The following is a 24,142-nucleotide window of genomic DNA, read 5'->3' on the forward strand; positions in this document are numbered from 1 at the left end:
TGACCGGCCGACATGCTATTCAACTCGTATATCTTCCTGTTTGCGTTCCTGCCGATTAGCGTCGTCGGCTACTACGCGCTCGCTCGCGTCGCGGTTCGCGCGGCGGCGGCCTGGATCGCCGTCACGTCGATTGTTTTCTACGCGTGGTGGAACGTCAGTTTCGTGTTCCTGCTGCTCGCCTCGATCGCGTTCAACTTCAGCTGCGGGCTTGTGCTGCAACGGCTCGCGAACCGGCCGCGCATGCAGCTCGCGGCGCTGACGGGCGGCATCGCGGCAAACCTCGGGCTGCTGTTCTTCTACAAGTATCTGTTCCCGCTGCTGGACTGGCTGTCGGAAATCGGCATCGTGCCGCATCTGTCCACGACCAGTGTGATTCTCCCGCTTGGCATTTCGTTTTTCACATTTACGCAGATCGGCTATCTCGTCGATTGCAAGTCCGGCATTGCGAAAGGCAAGAACCTGCTTGAATACGTGATGTTCGTCACGTTCTTTCCGCATCTGATCGCCGGGCCGATCCTGCATCACCGCGAAATGATGCCGCAGTTCGAAAACCGCGAGACCTATCGCCTGAACCAGGAGAACCTCGCTGTTGGACTCAGCATCTTCACGATCGGTCTGGCGAAGAAGTTGATCATCGCAGACGGACTGTCGGAGACGGTCCAGTTCGCATTCGGCTTCCGCGACGCATTGCCGGCTGAAGCCGCCTGGTGCGGCGCGCTGGCCTATTCGATGCAGCTCTATTTCGACTTTTCGGGCTACTCGGACATGGCTGTCGGGCTTGCGCGCATGTTCGGAATCCGCTTCCCGGCTAATTTCAACTCGCCGTACAAGGCAACATGCATCATCGATTTCTGGCAGCGTTGGCACATGACGCTGACCCGTTACCTCAACCTGTACCTCTACAACCCGATCGCGCTTTGGGTCATGCGGCGCCGCGCGGCGCGCGGCGCGCTGGTCTCCCGCAAGGCGACGGCGACACCGGCCGGTTTTGCGACGATGGTCGCGCTGCCGCTCTTTTTCACGATGACCCTCGCCGGCATCTGGCATGGTGCGGGATTCCAGTTCCTTGTATTCGGGTTGCTGCATTCGGCCTACCTGACGATCAATCACGCATGGCGGATTTTTGGGCCCAAACAACCGGCTGAGCCGCAACCGTGGTTGCGCAGGGCAAGCGTCGTCGTGGCGCAGTGGCTCATTACCTATCTTGCCGTGCTGCTCGCGCAGATCATGTTCCGCGCGGCATCGGTGCACGATGCGATACACCTGATCACGGGCATGTTGGGACTGCAACATCCGACGGCCGCACCCACTTACGAACTCGAGTCACTGCTGGCCTTCAAAAACTGGGTGAAGATCGGGATCGCGTTCGCCATTGCGCTGCTGCTGCCCAACTCGAACGAGATCATGGCGCGCTATTCGCCCGTGCTTGACAAGGTCCGCACCAGCCTGCCTGCGGCGCTGCAGTGGCGGCCGAAAGCGGGATGGGGCGTCGCGATCGGCGTGCTTGCAGCGGCCGCGCTGCTGCATCTGTCCGGCGCAACCGAGTTCCTGTACTTCCAATTCTGACTGCAAGGGATCGTGAGCCGTGAAAACGTCGGAGTTTGGCAGTTTCTTCCGTGCAGTCGGGCTGGTGTTCGTGCTGCTCGTCGGCGCTTCCTGGGTGTGGGCCGCGCGAGGACCCATGTGGTTTCTCGACCCGGAATACCCGATGTGGGTGGCGAAGGACGAGATGATCAGCGAATGTCGCAAGGACGCGACCGTGATCATCGGCGACTCGCGTGCCGTCGCGGGCCTGATACCGGCGCGTCTCGACCCATCGACCATCAATCTCGCGCTCGGCGGCGCCACGCCCGTCGAGACCTACTATGTCGCGCAGCGCATACTGAAGTGCCCAAACCTGCCGCGCAAGGTCATCCTGTCGATCTCGCCGTATCACTTCGCCACGGCCGATTCGTACTGGACCCGTGCGGCGCTGTTCAGCTTCCTGAGCTTCAGTGAGATGGAGGAAGTCCGCAAGCTCTCGGAATCGCTTAATGACAGATCGCTGTACTCGGTCTCGCAGACGGGATCGATCGAGGACCGCCTGACCAACTTCCTGTATGCGTCGCATTTTCCGGCGTTCTATACGGGCAGCATGAAGGCGGGGATGGTCTACCAGCGCAAGCATACCAACGACGAATGGCTCGACGAGGTGAAGCGCCAGCGCGGCTATCACAGCTTCGGTACCGAGGACGGTTCGACCGAACTGAGCTTCGAAGTGACCGCAATGTCGGGCTTTCGCAGCAGACCCATCTTTGACGCCTACTTCGATCGCTTGCTGACACTGTTTGCGCAGAAAGGGATCGAGGTGAATTTCGTCCCGATGCCGATGAGTGATCTGAGCTACAAGGGACTGCCCGCAGGCTTCCGGAAAAACTACACCGCCTATATCGACAGCTTCAGGCAACGGCATCCGAATTTCCATGTGACGGGTGACCTGATTCCTGTGTTGCCATGGAAGTACTTTGGCGACCGCAACCACCTGAACCGGGCCGGCGCGGAAGTATGGACGGGCACGGTCGCGCGAACACTCGGCATCAACGCTCAGGTCGCGGTCCAGTAGTCCGTCCTGGGGCGCAATGTGCAGCGGCGCGCGCCGGTCGGCAGTGGCATTGCGGCTGTATGCGCGCTCGGCATGAGCGCGACGCCTGCCGGTTCTGTCGGAAAGCGCGCTGGGAAATTGCAGGACTTGGCACTTCGATGATCCAAAAATGGATGAGAGTGAGGTCTCCATGAATCAAACGGGTTCGTTGCGGCGAACAGTGTTGGCCACACTGTTCTTTATCGTCATCAGCACGGTCGTATTGAGCGTGCTTCAGTCGCGTCTCGGCTTTCAGAATACGTTGACCACGATGCGCCAGATGCTGGTCATCAGCGATGGCCACGATTGGTATGGCAAGGATTCCTGGCAATTCATGCTGAAAGCCTATTTGCAGGTTCATCAACATTCCGGCCAGGATCTTTACGATGCGGTGTTCTTTACGCAGCACGAAAAATTCCAGTATCCGCCGACGTCGCTGCTGTTCTTCGAGCTTTTTGACAAGCTGCATATACTCGACTATTGGCATCTCAACCTGTTCAACCACCTGATCGTCCTGCTCACCGCGCTGGGCATGGCTCGCCTGTCCGTCGTGATGGCGAGCGAACTCGGCCTCGAATCGATCACGACGGACGCTCGCTCTCGCCTTGCGTTGATGGCGCTCGGCTTCGTGTCCACGTGGTTCTTCTATCCGGTGATCTGGACACTGTATCTGGGTCAGATTCAGGCCTGGATAGCCTGCGCGACGGTCTTCGCGTGTATTGCCTATGCCAGCGGACAGCGTGGATGGGCTGGCGTGCTGATGGGCATTTGCGCATTGATCAAGCCGCAGTTCGGGCTGTTCCTCATCTGGGGACTGTTCCGGCGCGACATGCGTTTCGTAGCGGCATGGCTCGGCGTCGTCGTGCCAGCCACGCTGCTCGCGATCTCGATGTACGGCTTCGAGCAGTTCATCGGCTACCGGCACGCGCTTGCCTACATGGGCGCTCGAGGCGAAGCCTACTTCGGCAACACGTCGATCAACGGCGTCATGCATCGATTCTTTCAGAACGGCAATGACCAGGTGTTCTTCGAGAACCACTTCGCCGACTATCGACCAATCGTCCAGCAGGTAACGGTCGCCTCCGCACTGGTATTGATCGCAATCGGCCTGTGGTGGAGTTTCCGCACCAGGAAAGAACCCCCGCTGCCGTCGTTCCTGCTCGCCCAGCTGTGCTTCACGGCAGCGTCGCCGATCGTCTGGGTGCATCACTTCGGCGGACTTCTGCCGTTGTTCATGCTGACGTTCCTGACGCTGCTCCGAAACGCGGAAAAATATGGCGGCCAGGTGATATCGAAACCGTTGATCGTCCTTGCACTCGCGTACCTGATCGTCGCGAACGACAATCGCATCCTCAATCTCGCGCAAGGGCCCGTCAACCCGATCCAGATCTGCTTCCTTGTGGCCGCGGCCGTCGTCGCATGGCTGATGGTTCGCGAAACCACACGCACGGAGCCCGCAACCCACACCGAGCCGCGAACGCGAAACCGGCGCTGGTTTGGCATGTCACGCGGTTGAGCTGTGTGAGCGCTTGGCGTCACGCAGGGGATGGCCGGCGGCATCGCCGCGCCTGTTTGCGGGACGGCTGATCAAGGGATTGATGATTACGGGGAGTGCTAGCATGCCTGCATCGCGACGTTTCAGGATAGAAGACCAGAATTCTTTTGCCCTCCTGTCGGGCGACAGCAATCCCGTGCATGTAGATGCATTAAAAGCCCGGCGCTCGCAATTTGGTCGTCCCATTGTGCATGGCATGCATCTGTTGCTATGGGCGATCGAAGAAGGGTTGGCGAATACGCCAAAAACAGCGCTGGCCAAGGTGTCGTGTGTATTCCGCAACCCCGTCCGGGTCGATGAAGAAGTACTCTTCCGTTTGGTACAGGATCACGACCAGCATAAAAAAATTGTTCTTGAATGCAATGGCGCAGAATGCGCAACCGTTCATGTCGAGCTTTCTGCAGATGAGATGGACATTGCTTTCATAGACCGGTCACCCGGTGTGAAGGACTGTCATGAGCGAAGCGAATCTTCGCTAGACAATGCCCAGGGAAGCATTCCTCTTGAGTTGGACACGGCGGATGTGCGAGAGCGATTCCCTGTTCTTACGCAGAAAGTCCCCTTGGGACAGGTCGCCCTCATTCTTGCAACCACGCGTTTGATAGGAATGGAATGTCCCGGATTGCACTCAATTTACTCCGGGCTGTCTGTCAGTTTTTCGCCTTCGTCCAGCACTGCGGAGAACGGAGGAAGATTGGACTGGAAGGTTGTCAATTACGATGACCGCTTCCGCCGTTTGTCTGTCGATATCGTTGCGGATGGTGCAACGGGCGTCATTCAAGCGATGTTGCGTCCCGCGCCGCATAAGCAAAAAACTTGCGCGGAGCTAAAGGCGCTAATTCCAGACGCTGAAATGTTCGCTGGGCAGCGCGCGCTCGTCATAGGCGGATCGCGTGGACTCGGTGAATTGTGCGCGAAGATCCTGGCGGTGGGCGGAGCCGAGGTGCGTCTCACTTATCATCGCGGCAAGGACGATGCGCAAGCGGTCGTTGCCGATATCAACGACGGCGGAGGCAAGTCGGCCAGCCTCGCCTACGATATGTTCGATCCGCCAGAGGATCTTCAGAAGGGCCTTGGCGATGGATGGACGCCCACCCACGTCTACTATTTTGCAACTCCGCCGATTTTTGTTGCAGCCCGCGGTAAATTTTCCAGTGACTTGTTCGCGCGTTTTTCCCGGTACTACGTCGAAGGCTTTTATACGTGCTGGCAATCCATACGCCAGATCACGCCAGAGAAATTCACCATGTTTTATCCGTCTTCGGTCGCTGTCGAAACGGCATATCTGAATATGGGCGAATATGCTGCCGCCAAAGCAGCCGGGGAAAATCTCTGTAACTATCTTTGTGCGTGCGACAAAAAGCTGGCGATCAAAGTTGGACGTTTACCTCGTCTGCCATCTGATCAGACACTCAGCATTGTCGAAGTCAAAACACATGACCCGGTGGAAACCATCTTGGGTGTGCTGGGCGAATTCAGGAGCGAGCAGGCCGCATGACGCCACGCGGACGGCCTTGCTGAAAAGGCCGCGCGGAACGCCTGCGGCGTGACAAAGCGAATCGGCATGGCCGCCTTCAGTCGTGGCCCGGAAAGATTACGCATGCGCCATCGCGATCAGTCGCGTTGACACGGCTCGATCAGCACTGTCTTAGCGCGCCGGAACAGCCGCCCCCGCATCGGCCTCGGCCCGATGCGCCGCATGCACCGAGCGCGCGCCAACCCGGTGATACCGGCGCCCGTAGTAAATCAGCGCATCCCCCGCGACATGCGTACGCGCGTCCTTCACCGCGCAGAAGAACACCGTGTGCGTGCCGACCTCGGTTACCGATTCGATCTCGCAGTCCAATGATGCCAGCGCCCCATGCAGCACCGGGGCACCGGTGACGAGCCGTTCCCATTGCGCGGCGGCGAAGCGTTCCGCGATCGGCAGCGCACTGGTCGCGAAGTGCGCGGCGAGCGTTTGCTGTTCGGCGCTCAGCACGTTCACGCAGAGCTTGCCGTTGCTGCGGAAAGCCGCGTTGTTGCGGCTGCTGCGATTGATGCAGACGAGCAGGGTAGGCGGCTCGTCCGTCACGCCGCATACCGCCGACGCGGTGCAGCCGGCGAGCCCCGCGGCGCCATCGCTCGTGATGATGTTGACGGCCGTGCCGAGTCCGGCCATGGCGTCACGGAAGATGCTCCTGTCAAGCATGGGGACCTCTGCTGATGAATCGGCGTGTCATGAATGCGGCGGCACGCATGACACAAAGTGAACCGCGCCGTGGCGGCATCAGTTCGATACGTCGCCGGTAGCGGCCACGGCGCAGGCGGGTGAGCGAAACCGTGCCGCCGTATGAGTCGACGGCAGGCGCGCATGACCGAACAGCTTCTCGCGCAACGTGCCTTCGCGATACGCGCGCTTGTAGGCGCCGCGTTCCTGCAGGATCGGCACCACCAGGTCTATGAAATCCCCGAAGCATTCCGGCGCAACGGTGCGCGACAGATTGAAACCGTCCACGCCGGTTTCCTCTGTCCACGCGATCAGCTCGCTCGCGATCCGGTCGGCCGAACCGACGAGCGGCGTCTGCCGGCTGCCGAGCACCATCTGTTCGAGCAGCTTGCGTTTGGTCCATTGCGGCCCGGCGGCGCGCGTCATCGCTTCGACGTTCGACACGATCGCCTGGCTCTTGCCGGTGTCGATCGGCTCATCGAGGTCGTAGCGCGCGAAGTCGATACCGAGCGACGCCGCCGCATGCACGAGCGCCGCCTCCGAACTGACGTAACGCCGGTACTCCTCGTACTTCTCCAGCGCGTCGCGCTCGGTGCGGCCCGTGATGACGGTTTGTCCGAGCAGCACCTTGATATCGTCCGCCTCGCGGCCGCCGGCGACGGCATGCGCGCGAATGTCGTCGACGATCGCTTTCACCGCGGGCTTCGCCTGGCCGTTGACGAACACGCACTCCGCGTGCGCCGCCGCAAAGCGTTTGCCGCGCGCCGACGAGCCGGCCTGATAGAGCACCGGTGTGCGCTGCGGCGACGGCTCGCTCAGATGCATCGCATCGACGCGATACTGCTTGCCGTGGTGGTGGATCACGTGCACTTTCGCCGGGTCCGCATAGACGCCGCGCGCTTTGTCACGCAGCACCGCGCCGTCTTCCCAACTGCATTCCCACAGTTTGTAGACCAGCTCCATGTATTCGTCGGCGAGGTCGTAGCGGTCGTCGTGCGCCATTTGTCCGGCGAGCCCGATCGCGCGCGACGCACTGTCCAGATAACCGGTGACGATATTCCAGCCGACCCGGCCGCGCGTCAGATGATCGAGCGTCGACATGCGCCGCGCGAACAGATACGGTTGTTCGACCGACAGATTCGACGTGACGCCGAACGACAGATGATGCGTGACCGCGGCCATCGCGGGAATCAGCAGTGTCGGGTCGTTGACCGGCACCTGCACGGCGCCGCGAATCGCCGCTTGCGGATTGCCGCCGTAGACATCGTAGACGCCCGCGACGTCGGCGAAAAAGATGCCGTCGAACAGACCCGCTTCCAGCGTGCGGGCGTAGTCGGTCCAGTATTGAAGGTCGGTGTAGCGGCTGGACTGATCGCGCGGATGGGTCCACATGCCTTGCTGGATGTGACCGACGCAGTTCATGTCAAATGCGTTGAGAACGATTTCCTTCGGCATGATGTCTTCCGGCTGAGTTGGACGAATGCTTATGACGGACTTTCGAGTGGTGGTGCGTGGCGAACCAGCGGCGGGTGCCATGCTCGTGTGGCTAACGCGCTCGTGTTTAATATAGTGGACGAAAAAGCACTATGCAAGACATCGCTTTTGACTTTTAATGAGCGGCAGGACGCGCATGGCAGGCAGCCGCGCCTCGATATAATTTTGCGGTGCTCACTTCACCCACGACGATCCTTCCATGTCCGAATCCGCCTCCATCGATCTGACCCAAGCCATCTCCGCGCGCGTGAAGACCGAGCGCGAAGCGCGCAACTGGTCGCTGAGCGAGCTGGCGGAGCGCTCGGGCGTGTCGAAGGCGATGATCAGCAAGATCGAACGCGGCGAGGCGAGCCCGACCGCAACGGTGCTCGGGCGTTTGTCGGGCGCGTTCGGGCTGACCTTGTCGACCTTGCTCGCGCTCGCCGAACAGACCGGCGAGCGGCTCGTGCGTCATGCGGACCAGGCGCTTTGGCAGGACCCCGAAACGGGCTATACGCGGCGGCGGATTTCACCGCCTACGGGCGGCGTGCTGGAGCTGCTCGAGATCGAGTTGCCGGCGGGCGTGAGGGTGCCTTATCCGTCGGATGCGTTCGTGTTTCAGCATCAGCAGATCTGGGTCACGCAAGGGGTGTTGACGTTCCGCGAGGGCAGTCAGGCTTACCGGCTCGAAGCGGGGGATTGTCTGCAACTCGGCGCGCCGCTCGAGTGCGAGTTCTTCAATGCGGGCGACGAGGTGTGCCGCTATGTGGTCGGTCTCGTTCGACGCTAGGCTGGCATCGAGCCGACGCTAAGGATTCCATATACCAGGACAACGGGCAGCGCCCCATGTGCGGCGTTTGCGGCAGACGGCGCCGCCCGTCGTCATCCGGTCAGGCTCGGGGCGTTCAGCTCCCGCCACTGCCGCCGCTGCGCACGCCAAGCGTGATCCGGTTGGTCACCGAAGTCACGCCAGGAACACCCTTCGCCACATCTTCCGCCTGCTGGATCTGGGGGCCCTGGGGCACGGATCCTGTCAGGGTCACGGCGCCGCCGCGCGCCCGCACGAACACGTTCGAGACGTTGAAGCCCGGCGTTTTGGCCAGCGCGCGCCGGACGTCACGGCCCAGCTTGCGGTCCATCTGGCGAGTCGATTGGGTATTGGCGGCCGGGGGCGACGCAGTGGCGGCCGGCGGCGCGGCGTCGCTGGCCTGGGCATAGGCGCTGGACGCGGTTGCTACACACAATGCAATACCGAGCGCCTTCAAAAGATTGACTTTTTTCATGTTTTCTCCATCCTCGATAAGTTGATGTCGCTTCGTTGCATGCAAAAAACCGCGCGCTGGCGAGCCTCTCCTGACCCGCGGGGAGTACCTGTATTCTGGAATTGCCCTACCGCGCTCCCGGCGCGCTTAAACAATACTCCAGCCCACGTGCTCATGCTGGAAAAACTGGTGCCGGTGTCGCTTCGCGTGACACGGCCGTGGCCACGGACTTGACTCGTCAACAGTCCGCATTAAATGCGCTTCATATTTCAGACTATAATTTCGCAGCCCGGTCACCCTCGATCGGGGCTCACGGTGAGTCCTTCAGATACAGCCGTTTCGCGGGAGCGCGTTCCGTTTTGAGCAAAACCCAATACAGCCCAATCGATCATCCCATCGAGGCCCCGAGCGCCGACGATGCGGCGCAAAGCACGGCTTCAGCCGCGCGTGCGCCCGCGGTCCTCGCAAGCCGCACCGCGCACGAGGCGCATAAGGACGACCGGCACTTCGTCACGGCGCTCGCACGAGGGCTCGAAGTGCTGGCGTGTTTCCGCTCCGGCGACAAAGCGTTGAGCAACCAGGAACTGGCATTGCGTTGCCGATTGCCGAAGTCGACGGTATCGCGCCTCACTCATACGCTGACGCTGCTCGGCTATCTGATCCATCTGAAAGAGAGCGGCAAGTACCGGCTCGGCACGGCATCGCTCGCGCTCGGCAGTGCGATGCTGGCGCGCCTCGACGTGCGCAAGATCGCGCGGCCCGTGATGCAGGAGCTGGCCGACATCTCCGGCGCCACGGTGTCGCTCGGCACGCGCGACCGGCTCTCGATGATTTACGTGGAAAATTGCCGGGGCTCGGTGGCGCTCACACTGACGCTCGAAGTCGGCTCGCGCATTCCGGTCGCGACTTCGGCGATTGGGCGCGCGTGGCTCGCGGCGATTCCCGAGCACGATCGTCTCAGCTTCATGGAGCAGGTGCGCGAACTCGATCATGTCGCGTGGCCGAAGACGCGTCGCGGCATCGAGAAAGCGCTCGACGATTACCGCACGCTCGGTGTCACGACGTCGTTCGGCGACTGGCAGAAAGACGTGAACGGTATTGCGCGCGCGTTTCAGCCGGGCGGCGAATTGCCGATCATGGCGATCAACGTGGGCGGCCCGTCGTTCAAACTGTCGAAGGAATTTCTGCTGGAAGAAGTGCGGCCACGTCTGATCGATGTGGTCACGCAACTCGAAATCGCGCTGTCGCACTGAGCCGTAGCGTCTTTTCGGCCGGAACATTTCCGGCTAGAACCATTGCGGCGCCATGCCGAGCGTGGTGTCGTCGAGACTGCGCAGCGTCGCGAGCATCAACGCGACGCGCGGCAACTCCCAACGGAAGAACCACTGGCACGCGTGCAGTTTGCCGCGATAGAAGTCGGCGTCTGTCTCCGCTTCGCTGCGTGCACCGGCTAGCGCGGCGCTTGCCACGATCGCCTGCCTCAGCCACGTCCACGCAATCACGATATGGCCGAATGCTTCGAGAAAAGCGTTCGCGTTGGCGAGCGCGCGTTCGGTTTCTCGAGCGAGTGTAGGCAGCAGCGCTTCGACGGTCGCGTTCAGATCGCGCCATGCATCGCCGAGCGCGTTTGCGTGCGCATACAGGCGCTCGTGGGTGCGCGCTGCGTCGATCGTGCGCTGGATTTCATGGCCAAGCAGCGCGAGCGCCGCGCCTTGTTTCATCACGACTTTACGGCCCAGCAAGTCGATCGCCTGAATGCCGTGCGTGCCTTCGTGAATCATGTTCAGCCGGTTGTCGCGATAGAACTGTTCGACCGGGTACTCGCGCGTATAGCCGTAGCCGCCGTGAATCTGGATCGCGAGGCTGTTCGCTTCCAGACACCACTGCGACGGCCACGATTTCACCACCGGCGTCAGCAGGTCGAGCAGCAGGCCCGCTTCGGCGCGTGCGGCTTCGCTCTCGCCGGTGTGCTGTTCGTCGACGAGGCGCGCGGCGTACAGGCATAACGCGTATGCGCCTTCCACATAGGCCTTTTGTGCGAGCAGCATGCGGCGCACATCGGCATGTTCGATCAGCGGCAACTGCGGATCGAGCGGATTCTTGTTGTCGGGCCGGCGTCCTTGCGGCCGCTCGCGCGCGTAATCGAGCGAGGCCAGATAGCCGCGATAGCCGAGCATCACGGCGCCGAGACCCACGCCGATGCGTGCCTCGTTCATCATGTGGAACATGGTGGCGAGGCCGTGATGCGGTTCTCCCACCAACTCGCCGATACATTCGCCGTGTTCGCCGAACGACAGCATCGTCGAGGTCGTGCCGCGCCAACCCATCTTGTGAATCAGTCCCGCCAGGGCGACGTCGTTGCGCGCGCCGAGGCTGCCGTCGTCGTTGACGTGATACTTCGGCACCGTGAACAGCGAGATGCCTTTGACGCCCGGCGGCCCGCCCGGAATGCGCGCGAGCACGAGATGAACGATGTTCTCGCTCAATTCGTGATCGCCGGCCGAGATGAAAATTTTGTTGCCGCGAATCGAATAGGTGCCGTCTTCGTTCGGCGTCGCGGTGGTGGCGAGATCGGAAAGGCTGGAGCCCGCTTGCGGTTCGGTGAGCGCCATCGTGCCGAATGCGCGGCCTTCGAACAGCGCCTGCAGGTACTTGCGCTTTTGCGCTTCGCTGCCGAAGCGTTCGATCACGTTCGCATTCGCAGTGGTCAGCATCGCGTACGAGGATGTGGCGATGTTGGCGCTCTTGAAGAGCGACAGGCACGCCAAAGCAATCAGGGACGGCAACTGCATGCCGCCCCATTCGTAGTCTTTGCCCGCGGCGAGAAAACCGGTGGCGCGCAGCGCGTCGAGCGCGTCTTTTACTTCGCCGGGCAGCGTGACCCGTTGACCATCGAATTGCGGTTCATGCTCGTCGAGCAGGCGGTTGTGCGTCGCGAATTTTTCGACGGCCACGGCATGCGCGGTATCGAGCGCCGCGCGGAAGGTCTCGCGGCTGTGATCGGCATGGCGCGCGCGCCGCGTGAGCGTCTCGGCCTCGAGTACTTCGAATAGCTGGAATTCCAGATCACGCGTGTTGATGATCAACGCATCTTGCATGAAAGAAACCTCGTCCAAAGATAATCCGCTATGCAGAACAACGACGGGATGCACGCGAGAAGAGCGGCTTTGCGCATCTGCATAAGTCAATCGAAAGGCTCGATATGCGGGTAAGTCCTGATGATCCGCACAACAGCGATGCGTGTCAGTTTATAACGAAAGTGAATGAGCGTGCTTTTATTTACAGGCCGAATTTCGGCACGTATGATGGTCAGAAAATATGGAATCCAAACCTGCATAGCGGAACACATGGAGGAGCGAGACGATGGCTGTGAAGGAACTGTTTCAACTGGACGGCAAGGTTGCGTTGATCACCGGCGGCTCGCGCGGCCTCGGCCTGCAAATGGCCGAAGCGCTCGGCGAGATGGGGTGCCGCGTTGCGATCACCGCGCGCAAGGCCGATGAACTCGCCGAAGCGAAGACCCATCTGCACGGCTGCGGCATCGAGGTGCTGACCGTGGTGAACGATCTGCAACGCTTCGAGGGCATCCCCGGTCTCGTCGATGAAGTGCTCGGGTTGCATGGCCGCATCGACATTCTCGTGAACAACGCCGGCGCGACGTGGGGCGCACCCGCTGAAGACTATCCCGATGAAGCGTGGCACAAGGTGATGAACCTGAACGTCAACGCGCCGTTTTTCGTCGCGCGTGAAGTCGGCAAGCGCAGCATGATCCCGCGGCGCGCGGGCAAGATCATCAACATCGCGTCGGTGGCGGGACTCAAAGCTTCGCCGCCGGGCATGAATACGATTGCGTACAACACGTCGAAGGCCGCGGCGATCAATTTCACGCGCGCACTCGCCGCGGAATGGGGCAAGTACAACATCAACGTCAACGCTATCTGCCCGGGCTTTTTCCCGTCGAAGATGTCGGCGGGACTGCTCGACAAGCTCGAAAACACGATCGTGTCGCGCACGCCGTTGCAACGTCTCGGCGGCGGCGAGGACCTCAAGGGGCCGGTCGTGTTTCTCGCGAGCGAAGCGTCGCGGCATATCACCGGCCAGCACTTCGCGGTGGACGGCGGCTCGATCATCGTCTGAGTCATCGTCCGGGGACGGACACACCGTTTCGTTTCAGAACGCAGCGCGCTCGCCAGACCGTGCGAGCGCGCTGCGCGTACGTATAAAACCAGGAGACGCTGCATGGATTTTCAGCACTCGGACAAGGTCAAGAGTTTGCAGAAGCGCCTGAATGCTTTCATGGACGAGTACGTCTATCCGGCCGAAGCCGTTTTCGATGCGCAGGTGGATGCCGCGCGCGAATCCGGCAATCGCTGGCAACCGGCGCCGGTGATCGAGCAACTGAAAGAGAAGGCGAAGGCCGCCGGTTTGTGGAACCTGTTTCTGCCCGAGTCGAAATACGGCGCCGGGCTCACGAACCTCGAATACGCGCCGTTGTGCGAAATCATGGGGCGCTCGCACATCGGTGCCGAGCCGTTCAACTGTTCCGCGCCGGACACCGGCAACATGGAAACGCTGGTGCGTTACGCGAGCGTCGAGCAGCAACAGCAATGGCTGCTGCCGCTGCTCGACGGCACGATCCGCTCGGCATTCGCGATGACGGAGCCGGAGGTGGCGTCGTCGGATGCGACCAGCATCGAGGCGAGCATCGTGCGCGACGGCGATCACTACGTGATCAATGGCCGCAAATGGTGGACCTCGGGCGCAAACGATCCGCGCTGTCAGATCCTGATCTTCATGGGCAAGTCGAATCCCGATCATCCGAACCGGCATCAGCAGCAGTCGATGATCCTGGTGCCGATGGCCACACCCGGCGTCAAGGTGCTGCGTCACCTGCCGGTGTTCGGCTACGACGACGCGCCGCACGGTCACGCCGAAATCGCGTTCGAGAACGTGCGTGTACCCGCGAGCAACATGCTGCTCGGCGAAGGGCGCGGCTTCGAAATCGCGCAGGGCCGGCTCGGACCGGGGCGCATCCATCACTGCATGCGTCTGATCGGACGCGCCGAACGCGCGCTCGAAGCGATGTGCCGACGTTCGCTCGATCGCGTCGCGTTCGGCAAACCGATCGCGGAGCAGGGCGTGACGCGCGAACGGATCGCCAACGCGCGCATCATGATCGATCAGACGCGCTTTCTCGTGCTCAATGCCGCGCACAAGATGGACACGGTCGGCAACAAGGACGCGCGCCAGGAGATCGCGATGATCAAGGTGGCTGCACCGAATATGGCCTGCCAGGTGATCGACTGGGCGATGCAGGCGCACGGCGGCGGCGCGGTCGGCGATGACTTCGGCCTCGCGCGTGCCTATGCGAGTTCACGCACGCTGCGTTTTGCCGACGGCCCGGACGAGGTGCATCGCAATGCGATTGCCAAGATGGAGCTTGGGCGTTATCTCGCGGGTTGAAGACACGCATAAAGTCCGGCCGCGCCGTGCATCGCGACGCATTGGCCGGCTCACCAGCCGAAGCACGAGCGCAGCCGTACGCGCCGCGCGGCGAACACGAACGAAGCGCGCAGCAACAGTGAAGCGCACGCCGACAGTCAAGCAGGAGACGCCCATGAATGAACGCCATCACGCGCATTGGCCGCCGCAAGTGCCACTGCATCTGACGCTGCCCGAGACCAACATTTTCTACAACGCCGAGGTCTCGGCGGCGCGCTTTCCCGACAAGCCGTTTATTGTTTTTTACGACACGCCGGTGTCATTCGCCGAGTTCAAGGACGAGGCCGAGCGCATCGCGGGCTTCTTGCAGCACGAGTGCAACGTGAAAGCGGGCGACCGTGTGCTGCTCTACATGCAGAACAGCCCGCAATGGATCATCGCTTACTACGGCATTCTGCGGGCCAACGCGGTGGTCGTGCCGGTCAATCCGATGAACATGAGCGCCGAACTGGCGCACTACGTCGAGGACAGCGGCGCGGCCACGATCATCGCGCCGCAATGCCTGTTCGCGAACGTCGAGCCGTTGATCGGCAAGGGGCCGGGCCGGGGGCTCGAACACGTCATCGTCGCGACGTATAGCGATTATCTGAAGCGGCCATCGCCGATCGCCGTGCCCGAATTCGCCGCGGCGCCGCGCAAACACTTCAATGTCGACGGCGTGACTTCATGGCAAGCCGTTCTCGATCTCCACATCGCGCCAGGCCCGCTGACCACGGGCGCCGACGATCTGTGCGTGATGCCATACACGTCCGGCACGACAGGCAAGCCGAAGGGCTGCATGCACACGCATCGCAGCGTGATGAGCACGCTGCTCGGCGGCTGCGTGTGGTTCGCGGCGCCTGCCGACGGCGTTTATCTTTCGGTGCTGCCGTTCTTTCACGTGACCGGCATGCAGGGCGGCATGAACAGCGCGGTGTTTTCCGGCGCGACCATCGTCGTCCTGCCGCGCTGGGATCGCGACGCGGCCGCGCTATGCATGCAGAAATATCGCGTCACCGCGTGGCAGTCGATTTCGACAATGATGGTCGACTTTCTGTCGAACCCGAGGCTGGGCGAATACGATCTGTCGAGCCTGAGCGGCGCGCGCGGCGGCGGCGCGGCGATGCCGGACGCGATCGCGCGCAAGCTCAAGGCGCTCACCGGCCTCGATTACGTCGAAGGCTACGGTATGTCGGAGACGATTGCCGGCACGCACATCAATCCGCCGCATCGTCCGAAACCGCAGTGCCTGGGCATTCCCGTGTTCGACGTGGACTCGCGCGTGATCGACCCGGTCACGTTGCAGGAACTGCCGCAAGGGGAGACCGGCGAGATCGTCGTCAACGCGCCGCAGGTGATGCGTGGCTACTGGCGCAATCCGCAAGCGACCGCCGAGGCCTTCATCGAACTCGACGGCAAGCGCTTTCTGCGTACCGGCGACCTCGGGCATATCGACGAGGACGGCTACTTCTTCATGACCGACCGCCTCAAACGGATGATCAACGCATCCGGCTACAAGGTCTGGCCGGCCGAGGTCGAAGCGTTGATGTACCGGCATCCGGCAATTCACGAGGTGTGCGTGATCGGCGTCAAGGACGAGAAGCGCGGCGAGACCGTGAAGGCGCTGGTGGTGCCCGATGCGGCGCATGCAGGGAAGATTGCCGCGCAGGAGATCATCGACTGGGCGCGCGAGCAGATGGCGGCGTACAAGGCGCCGCGCATCGTCGAGTTCGTCACGTCGTTGCCGAAGTCGGGCAGCGGCAAGATTTTATGGCGCGTGTTGCAGGAAGAGGACGCCGCGCGTAACGCCACGTCGTGTGGCGGAAAGGCAGACAGCGGCGGCGGAGGCGCGGCGCGATGACATGGCTCGATACTTTGCAGGACGAACCGTTCGTGTGCATCACCGACATGTTGCGCCGCTTTGGTAGGGAGCGCGGCGAGCATCCGGCGTTGATCTGCGCAGACGAAGTGCTCAGCTACGCGGCGCTCGATGCGCGCGTCGACCGGTTTGCCGCCGCGTTGCAGCGCGACGGCATCGAGCCGCGCGATGCGATTGCGTTGTGCGGGGCCGCGTCGGTTGACTACGTGGTGGCGTTTCTCGGCGGCTTGCGCGCGGGGGCGGCGGTCGCGCCGCTCGCGCCGTCGTCGAGCGCGACGAGTCTCGTCGGCATGATCGGCAACTCGGGTGCGAGGCTGCTGTTCGTCGATGCAGAGGTCAAGCGTGCGCTCGAACTGGTCGCCGCACAAATCGGCGCTGAGGTTTGTCGACAGCTTGCCGCGCAGTGCGATCGGCAAGGTGCTCAAGCGTGAGTTGCGTGACCGGTTTTATCCTGCTGCGCGTTAGGGCAGGTGGCTGGGTGCAGGCGCCTTATTAACCAATATCAGCTGGCAATGGGATGACGCATGGACAATTTCGCAGACAAGGTCGCGGTGATCACCGGCGCGGGCTCCGGCTTCGGCCGTGAGTTCGCGAGGCTCGGCACGAAGCTCGGCATGCGGCTCGTGCTGGCCGACGTGCAACAGGACGCACTCGACGAAACTTTCGCCGAGGTGAGCGCGGCCGGCGCGCAGGCAATCGCGCGTCGCGTGGATGTGGCGAAGGGCGACGAGGTCGATGCGCTCGCGCGCGCCACGCTCGACGCGTTCGGCGGCGTGCATCTGGTGTTCAACAATGCGGGCGTGGGCGGCAGCGGGGGACTCGTGTGGGAGAACACCGAGCGCGACTGGCAATGGCTGCTCGGCGTCAATCTGTGGGGCGTGATTCACGGCGTGCGCGCGTTCACGCCACTGATGCTGGAGGCCGCGCAACGCGATGCCGGTTATCGCGGACACATCGTCAACACCGCGTCGATGGCGGGCCTGCTCAATCCGCCGATGATGGGGCCGTACAACGTGTCGAAACACGCAGTGGTTTCGCTGACGGAGTCGCTGTATCAGGATCTTTCGCTGGTCACGCGGCAGGTGGCGTGCTCGGTGCTGTGTCCGTACTTCGTACCGACGGGGATTGCGCACGCGCAGCGTAACCGGCCGGCGGAACTCGCCAACGATGCGCCGCCGACCTTGTCGCAACGCGTGTCGCGCGCGTTGAGCGAGAAGGCGGTGAGCTCGGGGAAGATCAGCGCTGAGCAAGTTGCTGCGCTGGTGTTCGATGCGATTCGTGAGGAGCGGTTTTATATCTATTCGCATCCGCATGCGCTGGGTGCGGTGAAGACGCGTGCGGAGGATATCGTGACGGCGCGCAATCCGACGGATCCGTTTGCCGAAAGGCCGCAGGTGCGGGAGCAGGTTGTGGAGGCGTTGAGGGGGTGAGGGGGCGTCGTTTTACGCTTCAAGGAACGCCCATACGACGAAGACTGGTTCTTGCGCCAGCAGATGAATCGGCGGGCGGTTTTCATGAGCGCTTCGTGAACGAAGGGCAACGACAAAGGGGCAGGAGATCGCCCCGTTTTGCCTCTCGTTCACTTGTGGTTGGACACTCTATCCGCAAGACAATCTTTCCAGGTTCAATACATGGCGGAGCCAGCTTGATCCGGGCGGCATGTTCCTGAACCACTTCCTGTCGCACCAGGGCCTGTTCTTCTGAGCGGTTACGTGCGAGCAGCGCCACCGCCATGGGATAGCGAACTCGATACAGCAGGGCATATCCACCAGCGCTCCTTTCTGCCACGCAATCCTTCCCGATTTCCACTTCGCCTGATTTTTTTCAGATATTTATTGTCTGACTAATGCATTTTTTTCTCGGATACTCGGCATTCCATCCCGCGCTCCCATGTGACTGACGCCCTGCCGTCAGGACACATCACCCATGATCAATAAACGAATCCATGCCGCATTCCTGGCCGCCGTGACAACGCTGCTCGCACTCATTACGCCACCATCTCAGGCGCAATACACCACCGACTGGCTCGCCAACACCGCCGGAACCCTTGCCGCCCACGTGGGCAACGCGGCTCGCTCGATGTGGGTCGCGCCCGAAGGCGTCATCTATACGGCATCGCTGTGGGACGAGAACGAAGGGGGCGTCGCGATCTACCAGAACGGCAAGACCATCGGTTCCATCGGAATCAACAGCGAGTTTCAGGGCGGTGCCATTACCGGCAATGCCACGTCGATCTTCACGCCCTTGCAGTTCGGCACCTCGGCCGGTACGGGCTCGATAGGACGATACAACCGCGTGACGGGCCAACGCGACCTCGTCATCTCCGTCAGCGTGTGGAACGCCGTTGCCCGCGGCGATGTGATCACCGGACTCGCGACCTCGGGCTCGCTCCTCTATGCGAGCGACATATTCAGCAATCGCGTCCGGGTCTTCACGACCGATGGCGTCTGGCAGCGGGACATCAGCGTGTCGAGTCCCGGCGCACTCGCCGTCGATGGCGGGGGCAATCTCTGGGTGGCCCGCAAGAGCGCGGGCACGGTGGTCGAATTCGGTCCGACCGGCAATGTGTTGAACACCATTCAGATGGGCACCGCCTCGCGGCCTTCCGCGCTCTATTTCGATGCATGGTCCGGGCAATTGATGGTCGGCGATGAAGGCCCCGACATGAACATCAAGCTGTACAACATCGCGGGTACGCCAACGCAGGTCGGCACGTTCGGCGTGCAGGGCGGTTACCTCGACACGACCACCGGCATCAAAGGCCAGGTCGGTGACAAGCGTTTCACGCGCGTCGTGGGCATCGGCAGGGACGCCGCCGGCAATCTGTACGTGCTCGACAATCCATGGGGCGGCGGCTGGGACCTGGGCCGCAACGGCGCCACCGACCTGCATGCCTACGACAGCGCGGGCAATGTGCAGTGGAAGCTTCAGTCTCTCAACTTCGAGGGAGTCGCCGCGCCGGACCCGCTCACCGACGGCGCCTACTTCTATGGCGGCAGCCACATCTACACCGGCACCGCGGGCGGCACCTTCGTCGCGAACACGATCGACCCGTTCACCTATCCGTCCGATCCGCGCCTCAACATGAACGACACCCAGCGCGACGAGCATTTCGGTCAGCTCGTCACGGTCGGCGGAAACCGGATTCTCGTGGCGTCAGGCCAGAACCCCGGCATCTTCTACTTCTTCCACTTCAACGCGGCGAACGGTTACATCGCCATACCGGACGCATCGATTCCGGGGCCCGCGTTCAATACGAATCTGCAGGTCACGGGCGGATTCTGCATCGACAGCCGGGGAGACGTCTGGGCGGGTCTGGACCGGACGAACCACATCTACCATTACCCGCTGACCGGCTTCGATGCCAATGGCAAGCCGAGCTGGGGGCCCGCCATCACGATCTCCACGCCGCGCAGCATCCTGCCGCTGACACGCATCATCTATCTGCCGGAAAGCGACACCATGATCCTTGCGCAGGGCATAGCGGGCAGCTGGGACTGGACGGCCATACAGACGAGAATCGAGGTGTATCACGGCTGGAGCGCGGGCAACACCACGAGGCCGGACCCGGTAATCAACATCCCGAGCGCCGCTCCCAAGTCGATGACGGCGGCCGGCAACTATCTCTTTCTCGGCTACGTGCACACCGTACCGAACATCGACGTTTTCAATCTCACGACGGGCAGCCTCGACACCACGCTGATCAACACGAGCCCGGGTACGGTGGATGTCGGTAACGACGTGGATTCGATGTACGGCCTCAGGGCGTACCTGAGATCGACCGGCGAATATGTGATCACGAAAGACAACTACAACGGCTCCAGCATCGTGGTTTATCGCTGGACGCCTTGATCGCGTCTTTCAGGTTTCGAACCGCAGCGTTTCGGGCTTCAGATACCGACAGGCGCCATATCACACACGGCGCCTGTCTCGCACATCAGCAGTAGAGCCTCACTTCGCCGCCGTCAGCGAACTCAACGCCGCCGACTTCAACTGCCCACCCTGAACCACCGCCGCCAGCGGATTACCGATCACGAATCCACCCTGAGCATCGACGCCGGTCACGCTCTGCGGATTGTTTTGCGGCGGCAGCGCCTTCACAGCCTTGTCGAACTGGTTGCGGATCGCGCTGGCGTCGCTGACGGTGCCGGCCATTTTCATCGCAAGCGCCGTCGCATAGACCGCCGTGTAGTTCAGCGACACTTCCTGGCTCGGGTCGCGGCCACCATGACTCTTGCGGAAGCGTTCGACAAAGGCCTTCGCGTTCGGCGTGTCCTCATTAGCGAGCGGCAGCACGCCGATCGAGCCGTTCAGCGGCGCATAGCCGCTCGTCACCTTGGCGACTTCGTCGAGCTTGGCCTGATCCATCACGATGAAGCCGCCCTTGAAGCCCAGTTCGCGTGCCTGCTGGGCGACGAGGCCGGTCGGCTCCGAGGGCCCGCCGATGAACAACACATCCGGTTTGGCCGCGAGCACGCGGCTCACGCCGCTATAGAAATCGGTCGAGCGGTTATAGGACATCGCGTTATCGGCCACGATCGTGCCGCCGGCCGCCTCCCACGCGGGCTTGAACGCGGCCACCCAGACCTTGCCGTAATCGGTATCGGTCGCGGCCAGCGCGGCCTTCTTGCCGTAGGTCGTCATTTCATACTTGATGAACGGATTCAGATACGACGTGAAGGCGGGTGGAATCCGTATGGTCAGTTTGTTGCCGCGTTCGCTGATCTGCGGAACGCTTGTGTAGGACAGCAACAGCAGCTTCTGCTGCTCGTTGCTGGTCTGCACCGCGAAGCCGCCGCCCGAATGCGGCACGAGCACCACCGCGGCCTGCTGTTCTTGCGCGAGACGCCGCGCGTTGATCGCGGTTTCGCTGGGGTTGTACTTGTCATCGAGCGCGACGACTTCGAATTTGATCTTCTTGCCGGCCACCTCGATGCCGGCCTGATTGACGTCGGCGGCGGCCATCTGCATGCCGTCGAGCACTTCCTGGCCGTACTTCGCCGCGCCTCCGCTCAGCGGCCCCGAGAAGCCGATGTGCACCACCTGCTGCGCCATCGCGGCGCCCGCGCTCATCAATGCGGTCGTGGCGACGGTCGCCATGACTGCGGCGCGGCCGCGCAAGCGTTTGATCGTCATACGTGTCTCCTTCAATGTTGGAATGCGTGGGCGCTGACCGCGCGCGGGCAATGCAACGAATGCATCACCCGCCGACGTACGCGCGGCGGATCGCTTCGTTATTCATCAGGCTCGCGTGATCGCCTTCGAGCACGATGCGCCCGTTCTCGATCACGTATGCACGGTGCGCGATCTTCAGCGCGGCGAATGCGTTCTGTTCGGCGAGCAGAACGGTCGTGCCCGCGCGGTTGATCTGCTGAATCACGTCGAATACCTGCTTGACTACCAGCGGCGCGAGACCGAGCGACGGTTCGTCGAGCAGCAACACCTTGGGCCGCGCCATCATCGCGCGGCCGATCGCGACCATCTGCTGCTGGCCGCCGGACAGCGAACCGGCCGCGTGGTCCTTGCGTTCGGCGAGCAGCGGAAAGAGCGTGAACACCTGGTCGAGATTGCGCTGATTGCCGGCCTTGTCGCCGCGATGCACGTACGCGCCGAGCGTGAGGTTCTTCAGCACCGACATGCCGGGAAACAGCTTGCGTCCCTCGGGACACTGAATCACGCCGCTGCGCACGATCTGCGCGGGCGTCATGCCGAGCAACTCGCGCGGGCCGAAGCGCAGGCTGCCGCTCGCCGCGCGGCGCAGGCCGCTCGTCGCGAGAAAAATCGAGCTTTTACCGGCGCCGTTGGCGCCGAGCAGCACGACCAGTTCGCCGTCGTCGGCGTGCAGGTTGATGCCGTCGAGCGCGCGAAAGCTGCCGTAGTCGAGCGACACGTGGTCAAACTTCAGCATGCTCGCTCCCCAGGTAAGCGTCGATCACGGCCGGGTTCGCGCGAATCTCGGCAGGCGTGCCTTCGGCGATTTTCCGGCCGTAGTTCAGCACCATGATGCGGTCCGCGAGCTTCATGACCATGTTCATCTTGTGTTCGACGAGGCACACCGTCACGCCGTGTTTCACGAGCTTGCGGATCAGATCGGCGAGGCCTTCGGTTTCTTCGGGATTCACGCCGCCGGCGGGCTCATCCAGCAGCATCAGGCTCGGCTCGGTGGCGAGCGCGAGCGCGACGGCCGCGCGTTTGCGTTCTTCCTGCGAAATGTCGCCGGCCATGCGCGCCGCGATCGCCGACAGGCCGACGAAGTCGAGCGCTTCACGCGCCTTGTCGCGGCACATGCGCTCCTCGTGGATCAGACGCCGCGAATGCGTGAGCACGTCCCACAGGCCCGAGCGCGTGCGCAGACGATGACCGACGATCAGGTTGTCGAGCACGCTCGCGCGGTCGAACAGCGCGGTAGACTGGAACGTACGCGCGACGCCGAGCCGCGCCATTCGGTCGGCGCCGAGCTTCGTCACGTCCTCGCCCTTGAAGCGGATGCGGCCCGAGGTCGGCAGATGCATGCCGCTGATCAGATTGAAGAAGGTGGTCTTGCCCGCGCCGTTCGGTCCGATGATCGCGTTGACCTTGCCGGCTTCGATGCGCGTGCTGACGTCGTCCACCGCGACGAGGCCGCCGAAGCGCTTCTTGAGCGATTCGATTTCAAGCATGACCGTCGCCTCCGGTGGGTTGGGGGCGATGCGCGGCCATCGCACCGGCTGGCGCGGGCAGTGGAGTGCGCCGGAGCTGCCTCGCATGAAACAGACCGACGATGCCGTTGGGCAAAAAGATCACCAGCAGAATCAGGATCGGCCCGAACACGACGAAGCGATACTCCTGCAGAAACTGCAGATACTGCGTGAGCCACGGAATGATCAGGGCGCCAAGCAGCGGACCCGCGAGCGTGCCGATACCGCCCACCAGCATGTACATGGTCATGTCGAACGTGTGCTCGACGCCCGCGAGGTCCGGGCCCAGAAAGCGCACGGCGCCCGCATACAGCCCGCCCGCGAGCCCCGCATACACGACCGACAGCACGAAGGCCAACACCTTGTTGCGCATCAGGTTGATGCCGAGCGATTGCGCGAGTCCATCGCTGTTGCGGATCGCCATGAAGGTGCGCCCGAGCAGCGAATCGACGATGCGATGCATCAGCCACACGCCGAGCACGAGGAACGCGAACACCAGGTAGTACAGCGCGCGAGGATTCTCGAACGACACGATGCCGAAACCCGCAGGCGCCGGAATACCGATGATGTCCGCCACGCCGTGCGTGAGACCATCCCACTTCTCGATCACGAGAAACATGATGTAGCCGACGCACAGCGTGAAGATCGAAAAGTAATGGCCGCGCAGGCGCAGCGACACGAGTCCGATCAGCGCGCCGAGCACCGCGACCACCACGCCGGCCGCGACGAACGCGAGCCAGAACGGCACCTGATGATCGACCGTGAGAATGCCGACCGTGTACGCACCCACCGCCATGAAGCTGCCGTGCGCGAGATTGAACTGGCCGGTGTAGCCGGTGATCAGATTCAGCCCGACGGTGGCCAGCGCGAAGACGTACGCGGTGGACATCACGGTGAGCATGTAGTCGTTGATGGCAGCGAAAGGGAACAGCAGCCCGAGCACGAACAGCAGCGTCCATCCCCGTTTGCCCTCGAATGGTTTCATG

The 24,142-nt window shown here is 62.3% G+C and carries 20 protein-coding genes; 12 read left to right on the top strand and 8 right to left on the bottom strand.

Annotated elements, in window-relative coordinates:
• The first annotated feature begins 12 nt into the window (after positions 1–12).
• The 4 genes from B0G69_RS25025 (at position 13) to B0G69_RS25040 (ending at position 5,673) form a co-directional block, all read left to right on the top strand.
• A complete protein-coding gene (locus B0G69_RS25025; RefSeq protein WP_121321993.1) occupies positions 13–1,566 on the top strand; it encodes an MBOAT family O-acyltransferase in 1,554 nt (517 codons plus the stop codon).
• Positions 1,567–1,585: 19 nt separating this feature from the next.
• Positions 1,586–2,602, top strand: a complete 1,017-nt coding sequence (locus tag B0G69_RS25030; RefSeq protein WP_121321995.1) for a hypothetical protein — start codon at positions 1,586–1,588, stop codon at positions 2,600–2,602.
• A 169-nt stretch (positions 2,603–2,771) separates the two neighbouring features.
• Complete coding sequence (locus tag B0G69_RS25035) at positions 2,772–4,136, top strand: glycosyltransferase family 87 protein (protein ID WP_158608972.1); 1,365 nt, start codon at positions 2,772–2,774, stop codon at positions 4,134–4,136.
• Positions 4,137–4,239: 103 nt separating this feature from the next.
• Positions 4,240–5,673, top strand: a complete 1,434-nt coding sequence (locus B0G69_RS25040; RefSeq protein ID WP_158608973.1) for a MaoC/PaaZ C-terminal domain-containing protein — start codon at positions 4,240–4,242, stop codon at positions 5,671–5,673.
• 150 nt (positions 5,674–5,823) lie between these two features.
• On the opposite strand, the gene B0G69_RS25045 is transcribed toward B0G69_RS25040, so the two are convergent.
• Complete coding sequence (locus B0G69_RS25045) at positions 5,824–6,366, bottom strand: flavin reductase (RefSeq protein ID WP_121322001.1); 543 nt, start codon at positions 6,364–6,366, stop codon at positions 5,824–5,826.
• A gap of 78 nt (positions 6,367–6,444) precedes the next feature.
• Positions 6,445–7,839, bottom strand: coding sequence for an LLM class flavin-dependent oxidoreductase (locus tag B0G69_RS25050; RefSeq protein ID WP_121322003.1), 1,395 nt, complete (start codon positions 7,837–7,839; stop codon positions 6,445–6,447).
• A 238-nt stretch (positions 7,840–8,077) separates the two neighbouring features.
• Between B0G69_RS25050 and B0G69_RS25055 the strand changes: the two genes are divergently transcribed.
• A complete protein-coding gene (locus B0G69_RS25055; RefSeq protein WP_121322005.1) occupies positions 8,078–8,647 on the top strand; it encodes an XRE family transcriptional regulator in 570 nt (189 codons plus the stop codon).
• A gap of 115 nt (positions 8,648–8,762) precedes the next feature.
• On the opposite strand, the gene B0G69_RS25060 is transcribed toward B0G69_RS25055, so the two are convergent.
• Entirely contained in the window at positions 8,763–9,140 is a 378-nt protein-coding gene (locus B0G69_RS25060; RefSeq protein WP_121322007.1) for a BON domain-containing protein, read from the bottom strand.
• Positions 9,141–9,478: 338 nt separating this feature from the next.
• Between B0G69_RS25060 and B0G69_RS25065 the strand changes: the two genes are divergently transcribed.
• Entirely contained in the window at positions 9,479–10,372 is an 894-nt protein-coding gene (locus B0G69_RS25065) for an IclR family transcriptional regulator (RefSeq protein ID WP_241991458.1), read from the top strand.
• Positions 10,373–10,405: 33 nt separating this feature from the next.
• Here the strand turns inward: B0G69_RS25065 and B0G69_RS25070 are convergent, their stop codons facing one another.
• Positions 10,406–12,217 (bottom strand): acyl-CoA dehydrogenase, encoded by a 1,812-nt coding sequence (locus B0G69_RS25070; protein WP_121322009.1) that lies wholly within the window; start codon positions 12,215–12,217, stop codon positions 10,406–10,408.
• 265 nt (positions 12,218–12,482) lie between these two features.
• Between B0G69_RS25070 and B0G69_RS25075 the strand changes: the two genes are divergently transcribed.
• From B0G69_RS25075 to B0G69_RS25100, 6 genes are all read left to right on the top strand, one after another.
• Positions 12,483–13,256 carry an SDR family oxidoreductase gene (locus B0G69_RS25075; protein ID WP_121322011.1) on the top strand — a complete coding sequence of 258 codons (774 nt, stop codon included), beginning with the start codon at positions 12,483–12,485 and terminating at the stop codon, positions 13,254–13,256.
• 102 nt (positions 13,257–13,358) lie between these two features.
• A complete protein-coding gene (locus B0G69_RS25080) occupies positions 13,359–14,582 on the top strand; it encodes an acyl-CoA dehydrogenase family protein (RefSeq protein WP_121322013.1) in 1,224 nt (407 codons plus the stop codon).
• 154 nt (positions 14,583–14,736) lie between these two features.
• The gene (locus B0G69_RS25085; RefSeq protein ID WP_121322015.1) at positions 14,737–16,461 is read left to right on the top strand and encodes a long-chain fatty acid--CoA ligase; all 1,725 of its coding nucleotides are present in this window, start codon (positions 14,737–14,739) and stop codon (positions 16,459–16,461) included.
• Entirely contained in the window at positions 16,458–16,910 is a 453-nt protein-coding gene (locus tag B0G69_RS25090) for an AMP-binding protein (RefSeq protein WP_121322016.1), read from the top strand. Before B0G69_RS25085 ends, B0G69_RS25090 begins: the two co-directional genes overlap by 4 nt.
• 93 nt (positions 16,911–17,003) lie before the next feature.
• Positions 17,004–17,909, top strand: a complete 906-nt coding sequence (locus B0G69_RS25095; protein WP_121322018.1) for an SDR family oxidoreductase — start codon at positions 17,004–17,006, stop codon at positions 17,907–17,909.
• Positions 17,910–18,405: 496 nt separating this feature from the next.
• The gene (locus B0G69_RS25100; RefSeq protein ID WP_121322020.1) at positions 18,406–20,331 is read left to right on the top strand and encodes an SMP-30/gluconolactonase/LRE family protein; all 1,926 of its coding nucleotides are present in this window, start codon (positions 18,406–18,408) and stop codon (positions 20,329–20,331) included.
• 99 nt (positions 20,332–20,430) lie between these two features.
• Here B0G69_RS25100 and B0G69_RS25105 read toward each other — a convergent pair whose 3' ends face one another.
• The 4 genes from B0G69_RS25105 to B0G69_RS25120 form a co-directional block, all read right to left on the bottom strand.
• The gene (locus B0G69_RS25105) at positions 20,431–21,615 is read right to left on the bottom strand and encodes an ABC transporter substrate-binding protein (RefSeq protein ID WP_121322023.1); all 1,185 of its coding nucleotides are present in this window, start codon (positions 21,613–21,615) and stop codon (positions 20,431–20,433) included.
• Positions 21,616–21,679: 64 nt separating this feature from the next.
• On the bottom strand, positions 21,680–22,387 hold the full coding sequence (locus tag B0G69_RS25110; RefSeq protein ID WP_121322025.1) for an ABC transporter ATP-binding protein: 708 nt from the start codon (positions 22,385–22,387) through the stop codon (positions 21,680–21,682).
• Positions 22,374–23,138: an ABC transporter ATP-binding protein gene (locus tag B0G69_RS25115; protein WP_121322027.1), complete on the bottom strand. Its 765-nt coding sequence runs from the start codon at positions 23,136–23,138 to the stop codon at positions 22,374–22,376. Before B0G69_RS25115 ends, B0G69_RS25110 begins: the two co-directional genes overlap by 14 nt.
• Entirely contained in the window at positions 23,131–24,141 is a 1,011-nt protein-coding gene (locus tag B0G69_RS25120; RefSeq protein WP_121322029.1) for a branched-chain amino acid ABC transporter permease, read from the bottom strand. Before B0G69_RS25120 ends, B0G69_RS25115 begins: the two co-directional genes overlap by 8 nt.
• Between the last annotated feature and the right edge of the window lies 1 nt (position 24,142).

It is taken from the genome of Paraburkholderia sp. RAU2J, assembly GCF_003634845.1.
Classification (GTDB): Bacteria; Pseudomonadota; Gammaproteobacteria; order Burkholderiales; family Burkholderiaceae; genus Paraburkholderia; species Paraburkholderia fynbosensis.

Bases quoted from the DNA above. Each gene is read 5' to 3' on its own strand.
- B0G69_RS25025 (WP_121321993.1), top strand. From the start codon at position 13: ATGCTATTCAACTCGTATATCTTCCTGTTTGCGTTCCTGCCGATTAGC.
- B0G69_RS25035 (WP_158608972.1), top strand. From the start codon at position 2,772: ATGAATCAAACGGGTTCGTTGCGGCGAACAGTGTTGGCCACACTGTTC.
- B0G69_RS25040 (WP_158608973.1), top strand. From the start codon at position 4,240: ATGCCTGCATCGCGACGTTTCAGGATAGAAGACCAGAATTCTTTTGCC.
- B0G69_RS25045 (WP_121322001.1), bottom strand. From the start codon at position 6,366: ATGCTTGACAGGAGCATCTTCCGTGACGCCATGGCCGGACTCGGCACG.
- B0G69_RS25050 (WP_121322003.1), bottom strand. From the start codon at position 7,839: ATGCCGAAGGAAATCGTTCTCAACGCATTTGACATGAACTGCGTCGGT.
- B0G69_RS25055 (WP_121322005.1), top strand. From the start codon at position 8,078: ATGTCCGAATCCGCCTCCATCGATCTGACCCAAGCCATCTCCGCGCGC.
- B0G69_RS25060 (WP_121322007.1), bottom strand. From the start codon at position 9,140: ATGAAAAAAGTCAATCTTTTGAAGGCGCTCGGTATTGCATTGTGTGTA.
- B0G69_RS25070 (WP_121322009.1), bottom strand. From the start codon at position 12,217: ATGCAAGATGCGTTGATCATCAACACGCGTGATCTGGAATTCCAGCTA.
- B0G69_RS25075 (WP_121322011.1), top strand. From the start codon at position 12,483: ATGGCTGTGAAGGAACTGTTTCAACTGGACGGCAAGGTTGCGTTGATC.
- B0G69_RS25080 (WP_121322013.1), top strand. From the start codon at position 13,359: ATGGATTTTCAGCACTCGGACAAGGTCAAGAGTTTGCAGAAGCGCCTG.
- B0G69_RS25085 (WP_121322015.1), top strand. From the start codon at position 14,737: ATGAATGAACGCCATCACGCGCATTGGCCGCCGCAAGTGCCACTGCAT.
- B0G69_RS25090 (WP_121322016.1), top strand. From the start codon at position 16,458: ATGACATGGCTCGATACTTTGCAGGACGAACCGTTCGTGTGCATCACC.
- B0G69_RS25095 (WP_121322018.1), top strand. From the start codon at position 17,004: ATGGACAATTTCGCAGACAAGGTCGCGGTGATCACCGGCGCGGGCTCC.
- B0G69_RS25100 (WP_121322020.1), top strand. From the start codon at position 18,406: ATGATCAATAAACGAATCCATGCCGCATTCCTGGCCGCCGTGACAACG.
- B0G69_RS25105 (WP_121322023.1), bottom strand. From the start codon at position 21,615: ATGACGATCAAACGCTTGCGCGGCCGCGCCGCAGTCATGGCGACCGTC.
- B0G69_RS25110 (WP_121322025.1), bottom strand. From the start codon at position 22,387: ATGCTGAAGTTTGACCACGTGTCGCTCGACTACGGCAGCTTTCGCGCG.
- B0G69_RS25115 (WP_121322027.1), bottom strand. From the start codon at position 23,138: ATGCTTGAAATCGAATCGCTCAAGAAGCGCTTCGGCGGCCTCGTCGCG.
- B0G69_RS25120 (WP_121322029.1), bottom strand. From the start codon at position 24,141: ATGAAACCATTCGAGGGCAAACGGGGATGGACGCTGCTGTTCGTGCTC.